The sequence below is a fragment of the Pseudomonas fluorescens genome (assembly GCF_900636825.1).
GTDB classification, from domain to species: domain Bacteria; phylum Pseudomonadota; class Gammaproteobacteria; order Pseudomonadales; family Pseudomonadaceae; genus Aquipseudomonas; species Aquipseudomonas fluorescens_BG.
Window position 1 is genome coordinate 3,362,516 of the sequence record NZ_LR134318.1, and the last position, 13,350, is coordinate 3,375,865.

Sequence of the window (13,350 nt, forward strand, 5' to 3'; positions counted from 1 at the left end):
AAGCTTGAATAAGTGAATTAACCCGGACGCCGCCCTTGCAGGGACAGGCGCACAGGCAAAGTGATGGAGGCCGGAGGCCGTTCGCTAAGAGCCGGCGCACCACGCAGCGCGGCCAGCACCTGCTGGTCTATTTCGGGATTGCCGCTGGACTTGATCAGCTCGACCCGAGTGATTTCGCCGACGCTGCTCAGCCAGACATCGGCCTGTAGCGAGAACGCGAGGTTGCGCAGTTCGGGGTTTTCGCGCAGCAAACGCTGGAAGGTAAACGCCAGAAACTGGCTGTATGTCCCCGTGCCCAAACGCCCGCCGCCAGCCCCGGCCATGCCGCCGCCCTTGCCCGCGCCGATGTTGAAAGCGTCATTGCCGGACTGCGCGTCGCCATCCATTTGCATCGGGTTGGCCAGATCGTCGGCCGGGGACGGCGGCGCCTCTTCCTCGGGCTTGACCTCTTCCGGCTCCGGCGTTGGCTCGGGCTCGACAACCTTTTCTTCCACCGGGGTCTCCGGCTCTGGCGGTTTCTCCGGCGGCGGTGGTGGCGGTGGCGGCAACGGAATGATCGTCGGCACCTTCGGCGCTTCCCGGCGCACGCCAGCCATGTCGTTCGCCCATTGCCAGAGGAACCACGCGGCGAGCACGGCGAGCAGCAAAGCGGCGCTCCACTTCACATAGCGCAACGGCGACTTTTTCACGGGCGGCGGTTCGATCGGAAGTTGTGCGGTCATGACTCAGCCCTGACTCGGTTTGCCGGTAACGAGACCGACCTGGGACAGTTCGAGCCGGCGCAGCAGATCCAGCACTTCGATGACTTTCTGGTATTGCACCGTCGCATCGCCGCGCACGATTACCGGGAAATCCGGGCTCTGCGCCTTCTCGATGCGCAGGCGTTCTTCCAGTTCCGCCAGGGTCACCGGATAGGCATCGAGAAACACCTGGCCGCCGTCGTTGACCGAAATCGCCTTGGTCTTGGCTTCCGACAGCGACACCGAGGCGCTGGCCTTGGGCAGGTTGATCTGGATCCCGGAGACCTGCGCAGTGGCGGTGAGGATGAACATCACCAGCACCACCATCAGCACATCGACCAGCGGGGTGATGTTGATGCTGTCCACCGCAGCATCTTCGTCATCGTCGTGGGAGGCATTTACGGACGCCATGTCAATGCTCCTCAGGCCGGTACGGAGTGATTGGCGTGATGGCCGCGCTGATGCGCTGCCTCACTGAACTGGCTCTCGCCATGCATCTCCGCCAGGCGCGTGATGAACTCGTCGACGAACACGCGCATGTCGGCGCTGACTTCCTTGTTGCGGGTGATCAGGCGGTTGTAGCCAAACAGCGCGGGGATAGCGACGAACAGGCCCATCGCCGTGGCCAACAGTGCTGCGGCCATGCCCGGCGCGATGGCATTGATATTCACGTCACCGGCCATCGCCGTACCGAGGAACACCACCATGATCCCCAACACCGTGCCGAGCAGGCCGATGTACGGGCCACCGGCGATCGCATTGGACAGGGTCGACAGTTTCGAACTCAGTTGCTGGTTTTCGCGGGTGCGCACGCCGTCCATGGAGCAGCGGATGGCTTCGATGGTGGCGGCGGAAACCGACGAGGTATCGGCGCCCTGCTCGCGGCGGGTGCGGATCTCTTTCACCGCCACCAGATACAGGCGCCACAGCGACGAATGCTGCAAACGCTGCGCGAGTTGGGCGTCGTCGGCGAACATTTCCAGACGCGTGCCGACCTTGGCGAATTGCACGCGGAAATCTTCGTTGGCCGCAGAAACGCGGCTGAGGCTGCGGTTCTTGCGCAACATGATGACCCATGACTGGAACATCATCAGCACCAGCACGGCGATGATCACCCAGGCGTCGATCGGCACTGCGTTGAGGAGGAAGCCGAGGCTGCCGAAACCGAAGCCGGACTGTTCTTCATCGACGCCATAGGCGACCAGTTTCGACTCAGCGCCTTGCGAAGTGGCATCGGCCAGCAACAGCGCGGCGGGACGGGCGACTTTCGACAGGCGCAGTTCGTCGATGGCACCTGCGAACGGCTGCAACGGACCTTCGTGCACGTCAGCGCCGATGGCCATGACCGAGTTGAACGCCGGCATCGCTTGAGCCAGCACCGCGCCTTCGCGACCATTGATGTAAAGCGTCACTTTCGAGCCTTCAGCGGTCAACGCGACGTGTTGCCATTGGCCCGGATTGAGCGCTTGCGCGGCAGCGGCGCGTTGACCGTCGATCTCCACAAACGGCACGCCCTGATTGACGCCGATCAGCAGATTTTGCGTGCCTTCGCGACGCGACAGAATCAGCTGCTCGCCATTCGCTTGATCCAACCGCAGCCAGGCGCTGAAGGTGAATGCGCTGCCGGCGTTGTGTTGCAGCGAAGGGCTGGCCGGCAGCAGCAACGGCTGGCCGCTGAACTGCAAGGCGCGCCCTACTACACCGTCAATCGCCGCGCCGGTCGCACTTTGCGCAGTGTTGCCATAGGCGGTGGTGTCTTTGGCCGGAGTGCCGGTGGCGCCGTCGAAGTGATAGAGCGCGGTGTAATTCGGATCAAACGTCAGTTGGCCATTGCCAGTCGCCGCAGCTTTCTGGTTGCCGTAATACATCCAAATGTCCTGGCGCTGACCGCCCTCGACATTCGGCACATCTACCCAGATCAGCGCCATGCCCATCAGCGCATCGAAGCTTTCGATCTGATGATTGAGCACGGTTTTGTCATCGGCGGCGACGAAACGCAGATCGGCGCCGTCCTCCTTGACGCCGTCAAAGGTGAAATTGCCGGTGTGCAAGCGCACCAGCAGCGCAGTGCGGCCGAGGGCCTGATTGATCGCCGCGCCTTGTGGCGTGGTGTCGACAGCAATTTGTTTGCGGTAATGCCAGTCGTCCTGCCACCAGGCCTGAGCCGTGGCCGGGAGCACGAAGCCCAGGCAGATCAACAAGGAAAGGAAAAGGCGCGGCATGGAAATGCTCCTGATTAGAAAGTGGCCTGAAGGTTGAAGTGCAGGCGCGATTCCTGTTTCGAGGTGTTCGGCCCTTCGAGTAACGGGAAGCCCCAATCGAGGCTGCCGGACAGCCATTTACTGAGGCTGGCGCGGGTGCCGAGGCCGACACTGGCCAGGGCGTAATTGGCGTCCTGATCTGGCAGTTCGTCGCGCAGATACAGCTGCGCACCTTCGGCGAAGGCGTAGAAACGCCAGTCCTGCATCCAGGTGCCGGCGTACTTGGCCAGTGATGGCGTGCGTACTTCCTGACTGAGCAGCACGCCGTCATCGCCGGTACGTTCGGCGGCCAGATAGCCGCGCACGGAGGTGGCGCCGCCGGCGGAGAACTGTTCGTTGGAAACCAGTGGCCCGGACGCCAGTTGGAACGCAGCTTTGCTTGCGCTCTGCCAGTCGCTGTCGAAGGTCCAGGTGTAATTCGTGTCGCCCTTGAGTACGGCGAAACTCGGCTTGGCGCGGTAGCGTTTGTAGTCGAAATCTTCATCGTCGCTGCCGTAGCCGAAAACACTGCGGGTGGCGGCGACCAGGCTCAGGCCGAGGCCGAGCTGGCTCTTTTCGCTGTAGCGGTAGCCGTTGTAGGCAAAGGTGAACGGCGCATATTGCAGCGGCACCTTGTCGCTCTCGCCCGACAAGGTCAGGCGCTCGTCGAAGTCTTTGAAGTCGATGCCGGCCGACAATGAATTCGACCAGTTGCCGCTCGACGGCAGCGTGTAGATCGCCGACACGCCATAACTGTGGCCCCTGCCAAGCACGTTGCTGCCACCGATGGTGGCAACGTTGCTGTCGGACTGGTAACCGGAGAACTGCACGCTCCAGCGCTCGTCCAGCGGCGCGGTGTAGGAGCCCGACCAGACCTTGGCGTTATCGGTTTCCTGCGGCGCGGTGAAAAATGTCAGGTTGACGCTGTGGCCGAGTTGCCAGAGGTTGTTGTAACCGACGCTGGAGACCGTGCGCAGCTTTTCGGTGTCAGCGCTGTAGTCGTTGTTGAGGCCGACACTGGCGGTCCACGGGTTCTGGTCTTCGACTTGCAAATCGACATCCATGGTGCCGGGACGCTGACCTTCGCGCACCAGCGGCATGACTTGTCGACCGGGAGTTTTGTTGAGCTGCGCCAGTTCGCCCTGGACCTTGGCGAAGTCCGGCACCTCGCCTTCTTTGAGCGCCGGAACGTTGTCACGAATATCGAGTGGCGAATAGTGTTTGGCGCCGACCACACGCACGCGTCCGACTTTGGTTTCGCTGACTTGCAGATACACGATACCGTCGGCGACCGCTTGCTCTGGCAGTTCGACGAACACCGATTGGTAGCCGCGTTGCTGATACGCCTTCTGCAAGGCATCGCGCGCACCTTCGATATCGGTGAGGGCTTTTTGCGGGCCGAGAAACGGGTACACCGCTTCTTCGATCGCCCGCGCATCGAGCACGGTGTTGCCGCGCACGAAGTATTCGTTGACGTCGACTAGGCGCTGCGCCGCTGCGGTTTCGGCGACCTCCTGCGCCAATGCCGGCTGCGCGCCCGCCGTCACCAGCAGCCAGCTCCACAGCGCCAGCCGTGACTTGAAAATCGGTTCCACACTACCCCCTGAATTCGCGATGACCTGTTGGCGTGAATCGCCCGGTGTGTTGCCTCAGTTGCTGATCGTTGTGGCGCAGGCGTGCTTGCCCAGCCAGGTGTGCAGCAGCGCGAAGTTCAGCGAGAACTCGGGCATTTGCAGCAGCGCACCGCAGAACACTTCGCCGATGATTTTTTGAATGAGCAGCACCGCCCGCGGCTCGTTGAGTAGCGTGGCGATGTCGCGGCTGAGGGCGTTGAAGCTCCAGACTTTCTGGTTCAGGCCGAGGCCGACGAACCAGCGGAACAGCAGGTTGTAATTGAGCTGTTCATACAGCTGCTGCTCACTGGGCACCGAATACAGCAGTTGCAAAAGCAGGATGTGCATGACCGTTTGCGCAGGGATCAGCATGCCGGGCTGGGCATTCAGGTCGTGCATCAGCGCGCAGTGGGCGTCGAGAAGGTCGTCGATCTGTGGGCGCAGCAACACCAGCGAATGCCCTGGCGGAATGTAGCTCGACACCTCTTTCAAGGCGCCCTGCCAGTCATCCTGCGAGACGATCCAGACCCACGGCGCGCCGTAGCGATACACCGAAACCGGCTTCTTGCGCGCCGCTTCGACGATCTTCGACAAGCGTTGATCGAGCTCCTGCATGCCCACTTTCGAGTAGCGTTCCATAGTCCCCATTGCCTCACTCCCGGCGTCCCGCCTCGGCTTGTGAAAAGCGCCCCGTTGGGCCCCTCAAGCGCGTTACATAGGCATGACCGGACTGGCGATGTGCTACCGAACTTTTGTCATAAAAGCTTCATTACGGGAGATGGGGTGGCGGGGATTTCAGGCAAAGATAAAAGCCCCTCACCCTAGCCCTCTCCCGGAGGGAGAGGGAACTGACCCAGGTGTATGCGAGGTGTGCCGACGTGAAATACCAAATCGTACTCAGAATTTGAAAAGCCAACAGATCGGCCCCCTCTCCCTCGGGAGAGGGCTGGGGTGAGGGGCGAATCCACAACACATCCAACAATCATCCCCACAAAATAATCGCTGCCGCGCCCCATCTTCCCTGCATCTGCGCGTGACATTCGCGTGACATTTGCGGGTTTAAACTCCGGCGCGTTCAGGCGTATAACCTGTACAGACTTTTTGATCTGCATGGACATCAACACGGGGTAGCGACATGACCACAGCAAATATCCTTGGCAACCTGTTTCCTTCTGTCAGCGACATCCCGGAAAAATATCGCCTCGACGGTCAGGTCGAGCAACGCGAATACCTCGTCGATGGCCAGTTGCGGCGCTGGGACGGCCCGCTCGCGCAAGTGCGCAGCCCGGTGTATCTGCAAAACGAAAACGGCGCTGAGCAAGTGATCCTCGGCAGCACGCCGTTGCTTGACGCCGGCACCGCGCTCACCGCTCTCGACGCCGCCGTACGGGCCTACGACCGTGGTCAGGGCCTGTGGCCGACGATGCGCGTGGCCGAGCGTATCCAGCATGTCGAAGCGTTTCTTGGGCGCATGCGCCAACAGCGCGACGCCGTGGTCAAGCTGTTGATGTGGGAAATCGGCAAGAATCTCAAGGACTCGGAAAAAGAGTTCGATCGCACCTGCGACTACATCGTCGATACGATCAATGCGCTCAAGGAACTCGACCGCCGCTCCAGCCGTTTCGAACTGGAGCAGGACACGCTCGGGCAGATCCGCCGCGTGCCGCTGGGCGTTGCCCTGTGCATGGGCCCTTACAACTATCCGCTCAACGAAACGTTCACCACGTTGATTCCGGCGCTGATCATGGGTAACACCGTGGTGTTCAAACCGGCCAAACTCGGCGTGCTGCTGATTCGGCCGTTGCTGGAAGCGTTCCGCGACAGTTTCCCGACCGGCGTCATCAACGTGATCTACGGCAGTGGCCGCGAAACTGTCAGCGCGCTGATGGCCAGTGGCAAGATCGATATCTTCGCGTTCATCGGCACCAACAAGGCCGCCAGCGACCTGAAAAAACTGCACCCGAAACCGCACCGTTTGCGCGCCGCGTTGGGGCTCGATGCGAAAAACCCGGGCATCGTTTTGCCGGAGGTGGATCTCGACAACGCCGTCAGCGAAGCGCTGACCGGTTCGCTGTCGTTCAATGGCCAACGCTGCACCGCACTGAAAATTCTCTTTGTGCATGAGGACGTCGTCGACAGCTTCATCGAGAAATTCAACGCCAAACTGGCCACGCTGAAACCGGGCATGCCGTGGGACAGCGGCGTGTCGCTGACGCCGCTGCCGGAATCGGGCAAGGTCGATTACCTGCACGGTCTGGTCGCGGATGCGCGCAGCAAAGGCGCGGAAGTGGTCAACCCGAATGGCGGCGAGTCCCGCGAGTCGTTCTTTTACCCAGCGGTGCTATACCCAGTGAATCCGCAGATGCGCGTCTATCAGGAAGAACAATTCGGCCCGGTCGTGCCGATCGTGCCGTACCGCCACCTCGATACCGTGATCGATTACGTGCTGGAGTCGGATTTCGGTCAGCAACTGAGCATTTTCGGCACCAACCCGGTAGCGGTCGGGCGGCTGGTAGATACGTTCGCCAACCAGGTCGGGCGGATCAACCTCAATGCCCAATGCCAGCGCGGCCCGGACACCTACCCGTTCAACGGGCGCAAGAATTCCGCCGAAGGCACTCTGTCGGTTCACGATGCACTGCGGGTATTTTCGATCCGTACGCTGGTGGCGACCAAGTTCCAGGAGAGCAACAAGGATCTGATCAGCGAGATTATTCGCGGGCGGGATTCGAGTTTCCTGACCACCGACTACATCTTCTGACCGGCCACTGGCAGGAATGAAAATTAGCGACTGAAACCGTCAGCCCCCCGGCAATCCAGTGTCTACACTGAGCCCAACATTGCTCGATGCCGGGAGGGCTGGACATGCTCGATTATTTCGCGCTGGGTCTGTTGGTGTTCGTCGGTCTCGTGCTGTTTTACGGGATCATCGTGTTGCACGACATTCCGTATGAAATTGCCGTTCACCGTAACCACCCGCATCAGGATGCGATCCACGCCACTGGCTGGGTCAGCCTGTTCACCCTGCATGCGCTGTGGCCGTTTCTGTGGATCTGGGCCATGGCCTATCGCGAGGATCGCGGTTGGGGATTCGGTGACGGCAAACCCGTGCACAATCATGTCCTGCGCCTTGAGCAGCAAGTGCTCGAGTTGCAAACCCGACTTGAGCACCTTGAGGCGCAGTCGGCGATTGCACCATCTTCCGATGCACGGGAAGTCTGAGCATGGATCTGCTCCTTATCCTGACTTACGCGGCATTTTGCGTTGCACTGTTCAAAATTTTCCGCATTCCGCTGAACAAGTGGACCGTGCCCACGGCGGTACTCGGCGGCGTTTTGATCATCGGCGCATTGATTTTCACCATGAACTACAACCATCCGTACTCGGAGGTGGCGCGTTCCTATTTCGTTTCCGTGCCGGTGATTCCGATAGTCAGTGGCCAGGTCATCGAAGTGCCGGTGCAGGGTAACGAGCCGCTGGAAAAAGGCGATGTCTTGTTTCGCATCGATCCGACGCCTTTCGAAAACCGGCTCAAATCGCTGAAGGCGCAGCTGGTGGCCGCTAAAGGCGACCGCTATCGCATCACCGAACTGATCCGGCGAAATTTCGGCACGCAACGTGAACTGGACGCCGCGATTGCCCGTACCGATGACCTCCAGGCACAACTGGACAATGCCAAGTTCGAACTGGACAACACCGTAGTCCGCGCGCCCAGCCGAGGTTTCGTGACCCACGTTTCCTTGCGCCCCGGCATGATGGCGAGCAAGTTGCCGCTGCGCCCGTCGATGGTGTTCATTCCCGAGGAAGGCCAGTACTTTGCTGCGTGGATGCGCCAGAACAGCCTGTTACGCCTGACCGTGGGCGATGAAGCGGAAGTGGCTTTCGATGGCATTCCCGGCAGGGTTTTCGCCGGGCGGGTGAAGAGTGTCATCGGTGTGATTGCCGAAGGCCAGGTGCAGCCGTCGGGCACGTTGATCAGTTATACCGGATCGCCGCCGGCCGGGCGGGTACCGGTAATCATTGAAATCACCGACCCCGATTTCGCTCAGTATCGCCAGCAGATGCCCGGCGGCGCTTATGGTCAGGCGGCACTGTATAGCCAGCATTTCCACCACATCGGCGCCATGCGTAAAATCCTACTGCGCATGGCCGCATGGATGAACTACATCTTCCCTTTCCATTGACCTGAATTGAACAGACGAGGCCCGCACTGAGCCATTACAGCTCCCATCGACTTCCGCCCTTGCTGCGCCGTGTCTTGCGTCCGGTGCTGGATCCCTATCGTCGTTATCGCCACGCGCGGCTGATCCACGCAGTGCGCGTGGCCCTCGGGTTGCTGGCGACGATTCTGCTGACCACCGGCATCAATCTGCCCCATGGCGAGTGGGCGTCGGTGACGATGCTGGTGGTGATCGGCGGCTTGCAACATCATGGCAACATCGGCAAAAAAGCCGCCGAGCGCGCCACCGGCACGTTGATCGGCGCCGGTGTCGGATTGCTGCTGGTGGCACAGCACGCATGGCTCGGTCTGCCATGGCTGACGTATTTTGCGATGGCGGTGGTCTGCGGATTCTTTTCCTATCACGCAATCGGCAAAGGCGGCTATACCGCCCTGCTCTCGGCGATCACCGTGTTCATCGTCGCCGGGCACGGCGACAACCCGATCACCGATGGTTTGTGGCGTGGCGTCGACATCCTGATCGGCATCGCCCTCGCGCTGGCGTTCTCGTTCGCTTTGCCGCTTTATGCGGTGTATTCGTGGCGTTACAACCTCGCCGACGCTTTGCGCGATTGCGCCACTGTGTACGGGCGGATCATCAGCGGTCAGCCAGTCAGCGCCGATGAACACCTGAAACTGATGAGCCGCCTCGGCGCGGTGATGGTGCAACTGCGTTCGCTGATGCCGTCGGTGTCCAAGGAAGTGAAGATTTCCATGACCGAACTCGATGCCATCCAGCGCAACCTGCGCATGTGCATCAGCACCCTGGAAATTCTCGGCAATACCCGGCCCGATGCCAATGACCCGCACGCCATGGCCCATCTGCAATCGGCGCTCAAGGCCGAACACCGGCAGATCCGTGTGCAATTGATCGGTATGGCCCGAGCTTTGAAAAGCGGTGCCACGCAACGCCTGGATCGACCTCAGGAACTGCCGGACGCGAGTCTCGAAGTGCCGGTGTATACCGCGCTGGACGGTTATCGCTTGTTGACCAGGCAATTGGCGGCAAATATCGGCGAAATGCGCCAGCGCCTGGCCAAGACCGCACCGCGCTGGAACATCTGAGGCGCCGGGACGATTTCCGTGTAACAAACGCGACATGATCACTACAATGCGCCATTGCAACGTCAGTGACATGGATGCCCACATGCAGTTCAGGAAGAATATCAACGCTTTACGCGCACTTGCCGTGCTGTCGGTGGTGCTGTTTCATTTCAGGATTCCCGGCTTCGCTGGTGGATTTGCCGGCGTCGACGTGTTTTTCGTGATTTCCGGATTTCTGATGACCGGAATCATCGTTACCGGTCTGCAACAACAAAGATTTTCCCTCCTTGGGTTCTATGCCTCCAGAGCCCGGCGGATCATTCCCGCACTGCTGACGCTGTGCGTGGCCCTGCTGATCTTCGGCTATGTGTACCTGCCGCTGGATGATTTTCGCGAGACGATCCGCACGATCAAAAGCAGCTTGCTGTTCAGCTCGAATTTCCTCTTTTCCAAAGACGGCAATTACTTCGATGCGCCGTTGCACGAGAACTGGCTGCTGCACACCTGGTCGCTGTCGGTGGAATGGCAGTTCTACCTGCTCTATCCCGTGCTGATCATGGGTTTCTACAAATATCTGAGCGCAGAAAAAACCCGCCGGGCGCTGCTCGCACTGGCGGTCATTTCGTTCGGTGCGTCGGTGTTGCTATCGCAGACAAAACCGGTTTTTGCTTTCTACATGCTGCCGACGCGCGCCTGGGAAATGCTCGCCGGTGGCCTGGTCTTCCTGTATCCGCTGCGCCTCACTCAGCGCAGCGGTTTACTCTGCGAAGGCCTTGGCCTGCTCGCAGTCGTCACCAGCGTAGTGTGCTTGTCCGAGGACGACCTCTGGCCAGGCTATCTGGCGCTGTGGCCCGTACTGGGAACGGTGATGGTGATCTACGGCAACACGCAGTCGCTATTCAGTCGCCATCGGATTTTGCAGTTTACCGGAAGCATTTCCTACTCCGTTTACCTCTGGCACTGGCCGCTGGTGGTGTTGCTGTATCTGTGTGGTCTGTTGAGCAGTTGGCCTCATGTGCTGGGGGCGATCGCTTGCTCTTTTGTGTTGGGTGCGCTGTCTTTCCATTTCGTCGAGTCAAAGGTCAGCGGCGCTTCCACCGCCCCGCGAACGCTGGCCAAGTTTGCCTCGCTGACGATAGGGCTCATCGCCATCGCGTCAATGACGTCGTCGCTGGTCAAGCAATACCCGGCGTCTCGATTGGCGTTTGTCGACCTCGGGCAACCGCAATACACCAGCACACTCTACCCGCAAGAATGCTATTCCAACGCTCACGAGGCGGCGGATTGCAAATTGGGGAGCGGTGAGGTTTCGGTTATTTTGTTCGGTGACAGTCACGCGCAATCGACCGCCGCAGCCGTGCAGATGAACAACCCGCAAGCCGCCCTGTCCTGGTCACGCGGCGGTTGTCCGCCACTGCGCAACTTCGAGATGCGCGACAAGAATCTGCAACGCCAGTGCCTCGCGTTCAATGATGAAAAGCTCGAAGTACTCAAGCACTCCTATGCCGGCGTGCCGGTGGTGCTATTCAGTCGGGCGGCGTTGTATGCCGACCCGAGCAGAAACAACGGCTACCGCATTCACTTTGCGGATCAACCCGCGCCGGGCGAGGCAGGATTTATCGATGCTTATGTCGCCGAATACAGCCGGACCGTGTGTGAGATTGCCCAGCACCACCCGGTTTATATCGTCAGGCCGATCCCGGAGATGCCTTTCAGCGTTTACAAAGGCTTGAATCTCAATCAGCGTTTGTTTCAGCAGGCGTCCGATATTTCCGTCCCGCTGCTCGACTACCAAAAACGCAACAGGATCGCCAACTTCACCATTGAGGCCGCCGCCAGACAGTGCAATGCGACAGTGATCGATCCAACGCCATATTTGTGCCCGAATGGCAGCTGCATGGGCTCCAAAAAAGGCGTGGCGTTGTACTTTGACGACAACCATCTGGTCGACGCTGGCAATCGGCAACTGCAAGGCCTGTTCAAAGACCTGTTCAAGTCAATTTAAGGGCGCGCAGCGACTCCCGCTTTCGGCTTGAAGCCCCAGCCCTGTTGCATGCCCGCAGCGGCCAGCAGGATCGCGGCCACGCCGACCCATTGCAGTATTTCCAGGCGATGACCGAAGGCAAACCAATCGACCAAGATCGCCGCAATCGGGTAGATGAATGACAGCGCACCGGTCAATGCCGTCGGCAGTTTCTGGATCGCGCCATACAGCAACACGTACATCAAACCGGTATGTACGATGCCCAGTGTGACCAGGCTGGCCCAGGCACTCGGCGCTTGCGGCAGCGCGGTGAAATGCGCAAACGGCGCGAGCAACAGCACACCCGTGCACACTTGTATCAGCGCGATCAGGTGCGGTGGCGTGCCGGTGAGGCGCTTGATGATCAACGCGGCGATTGCATAAAGAAGCGCCGCGCCAAGTGCCAGCGCAATACCGACCAGATACTCGCCACCGCTTTCGCCTTGGGTCCCGTGAGCGCTGACGATCGCCAGCATGCCCATGAAGGAAATCGCCAGCCAGAACAACTTCTGCAGGGTAATTTTTTCGCCAAGCAACAGCGCCGCCAGCCCCACCAGCATGAACGGCTGCACGTTGTACACCGCCGTGCCGATGGCGATCGACGCTCGAGAATACGAGGCGAACAACAACACCCAGTTACCGACAATCGCAGCCCCGCTGAGCACGGCCAGCAGGAAGGTCGTGCGGGTGAGAATGCCTCGGCGCAGAAAACCGAATGCCGCGCAGATCAGCAGCAACGTCCCGGCGCCGAACACGCAGCGCCAGAACACTACGTCCAGCACTGGTTGCCCGGACACCAGCACGAACCAACCGATCGTTCCTGATATCAGCATGGCCGCGGTCATTTCAAATGAGCCGTGGCGAAGAGTCTTGTCCATCGTTCACCTCCATCGTGTCTGGCAAAAGTATGCCAAGCCGACTGGCAGCCGCTCCAGCGTTAAAAGAAGGCTAAACTCGACATCAGCCTTTTTTATCGCGGGCACATGGTGCCATTCGCCTCATTCCGGAGTTTTCATGACTGACGATATTGATCAGATGCTTATCAGCGCATTGATGGAGGATTCGCGGCGTTCGCTCAAAGCGCTCGCACAGATCAGCGGTTTATCGTCGCCGAGCGTGGCGGAACGACTGCGCCGGCTGGAGGAGCGCGGCGTGCTCAAGGGATACACAGTGGAGATAGACCCGAAATGCTTCGGCTATCAATTGCAGGCCATCGTGCGGGTCCGGCCACTGCCGGGACAGTTGCAAGAAGTCGAGCGACAGATTCTGGCGATTCCCGAGTTCACCGAATGCGACAAGGTCACGGGTGAGGATTGCTTTATCGCGCGTCTGCATGTGCGCTCGATGGAGCAGCTCGACGCCCTGCTCGACCGCCTCAATCTGTTGGCGGAAACCAATACCGCGATCGTCAAGAAGACGCCGGTCAAACGCCGTTTGCCGCCGATGGCCTAGGTGCCTTTTGCCAGAGATC

12 protein-coding genes are annotated in these 13,350 nt (G+C 60.0%); 6 read left to right on the forward strand and 6 right to left on the reverse strand.

The annotated features are described in order from the left end of the window. Positions 1–17 precede the first annotated feature (17 nt). The 5 genes from EL257_RS15060 to EL257_RS28435 are packed head-to-tail and all read right to left on the reverse strand — an operon-like array spanning position 18 to position 5,241. A complete protein-coding gene (locus tag EL257_RS15060) occupies positions 18–722 on the reverse strand; it encodes an energy transducer TonB family protein (protein WP_126363847.1) in 705 nt (234 codons plus the stop codon). Between the two features lie 3 nt (positions 723–725). Further along, on the reverse strand, positions 726–1,151 hold the full coding sequence (locus EL257_RS15065) for an ExbD/TolR family protein (RefSeq protein WP_007915482.1): 426 nt from the start codon (positions 1,149–1,151) through the stop codon (positions 726–728). Between the two features lie 11 nt (positions 1,152–1,162). Further along, entirely contained in the window at positions 1,163–2,962 is a 1,800-nt protein-coding gene (locus tag EL257_RS15070) for a DUF2341 domain-containing protein (RefSeq protein WP_126363850.1), read from the reverse strand. 14 nt (positions 2,963–2,976) lie between these two features. Beyond that, positions 2,977–4,575: a ShlB/FhaC/HecB family hemolysin secretion/activation protein gene (locus tag EL257_RS15075; protein WP_126363853.1), complete on the reverse strand. Its 1,599-nt coding sequence runs from the start codon at positions 4,573–4,575 to the stop codon at positions 2,977–2,979. Between the two features lie 54 nt (positions 4,576–4,629). Then, entirely contained in the window at positions 4,630–5,241 is a 612-nt protein-coding gene (locus tag EL257_RS28435; RefSeq protein WP_126363855.1) for a transposase, read from the reverse strand. Between the two features lie 487 nt (positions 5,242–5,728). Here EL257_RS28435 and EL257_RS15085 point away from each other — a divergent pair, with 487 nt between their 5' ends. From EL257_RS15085 to EL257_RS15105, 5 genes are all read left to right on the forward strand, one after another. Next, positions 5,729–7,354 (forward strand): NADP-dependent glyceraldehyde-3-phosphate dehydrogenase, encoded by a 1,626-nt coding sequence (locus tag EL257_RS15085; RefSeq protein ID WP_126363858.1) that lies wholly within the window; start codon positions 5,729–5,731, stop codon positions 7,352–7,354. A gap of 104 nt (positions 7,355–7,458) precedes the next feature. Then, positions 7,459–7,815, forward strand: coding sequence for a DUF3302 domain-containing protein (locus EL257_RS15090; RefSeq protein WP_126363860.1), 357 nt, complete (start codon positions 7,459–7,461; stop codon positions 7,813–7,815). Positions 7,816–7,817: 2 nt separating this feature from the next. Then, positions 7,818–8,777 (forward strand): HlyD family secretion protein, encoded by a 960-nt coding sequence (locus EL257_RS15095; RefSeq protein ID WP_126363863.1) that lies wholly within the window; start codon positions 7,818–7,820, stop codon positions 8,775–8,777. A 59-nt stretch (positions 8,778–8,836) separates the two neighbouring features. Then, a complete protein-coding gene (locus EL257_RS15100) occupies positions 8,837–9,877 on the forward strand; it encodes an FUSC family protein (protein ID WP_172604484.1) in 1,041 nt (346 codons plus the stop codon). Between the two features lie 82 nt (positions 9,878–9,959). Further along, positions 9,960–11,861, forward strand: a complete 1,902-nt coding sequence (locus EL257_RS15105) for an acyltransferase family protein (protein ID WP_126368140.1) — start codon at positions 9,960–9,962, stop codon at positions 11,859–11,861. Here the strand turns inward: EL257_RS15105 and EL257_RS15110 are convergent. Beyond that, the gene (locus tag EL257_RS15110) at positions 11,858–12,757 is read right to left on the reverse strand and encodes a DMT family transporter (RefSeq protein WP_126363866.1); all 900 of its coding nucleotides are present in this window, start codon (positions 12,755–12,757) and stop codon (positions 11,858–11,860) included. The genes EL257_RS15105 and EL257_RS15110 overlap by 4 nt on opposite strands. A gap of 136 nt (positions 12,758–12,893) precedes the next feature. Between EL257_RS15110 and EL257_RS15115 the strand changes: the two genes are divergently transcribed. Next, complete coding sequence (locus EL257_RS15115; protein WP_126363868.1) at positions 12,894–13,331, forward strand: Lrp/AsnC family transcriptional regulator; 438 nt, start codon at positions 12,894–12,896, stop codon at positions 13,329–13,331. Positions 13,332–13,350: the final 19 nt, after the last annotated feature.

Excerpts from the sequence above, each read along its gene's own strand:
- EL257_RS28435 (WP_126363855.1), bottom strand. The coding sequence starts at position 5,241 with ATGGGGACTATGGAACGCTACTCGAAAGTGGGCATGCAGGAGCTCGAT.
- EL257_RS15065 (WP_007915482.1), bottom strand. The coding sequence starts at position 1,151 with ATGGCGTCCGTAAATGCCTCCCACGACGATGACGAAGATGCTGCGGTG.
- EL257_RS15095 (WP_126363863.1), top strand. The coding sequence starts at position 7,818 with ATGGATCTGCTCCTTATCCTGACTTACGCGGCATTTTGCGTTGCACTG.
- EL257_RS15115 (WP_126363868.1), top strand. The coding sequence starts at position 12,894 with ATGACTGACGATATTGATCAGATGCTTATCAGCGCATTGATGGAGGAT.
- EL257_RS15060 (WP_126363847.1), bottom strand. The coding sequence starts at position 722 with ATGACCGCACAACTTCCGATCGAACCGCCGCCCGTGAAAAAGTCGCCG.
- EL257_RS15110 (WP_126363866.1), bottom strand. The coding sequence starts at position 12,757 with ATGGACAAGACTCTTCGCCACGGCTCATTTGAAATGACCGCGGCCATG.
- EL257_RS15070 (WP_126363850.1), bottom strand. The coding sequence starts at position 2,962 with ATGCCGCGCCTTTTCCTTTCCTTGTTGATCTGCCTGGGCTTCGTGCTC.
- EL257_RS15085 (WP_126363858.1), top strand. The coding sequence starts at position 5,729 with ATGACCACAGCAAATATCCTTGGCAACCTGTTTCCTTCTGTCAGCGAC.
- EL257_RS15105 (WP_126368140.1), top strand. The coding sequence starts at position 9,960 with ATGCAGTTCAGGAAGAATATCAACGCTTTACGCGCACTTGCCGTGCTG.
- EL257_RS15090 (WP_126363860.1), top strand. The coding sequence starts at position 7,459 with ATGCTCGATTATTTCGCGCTGGGTCTGTTGGTGTTCGTCGGTCTCGTG.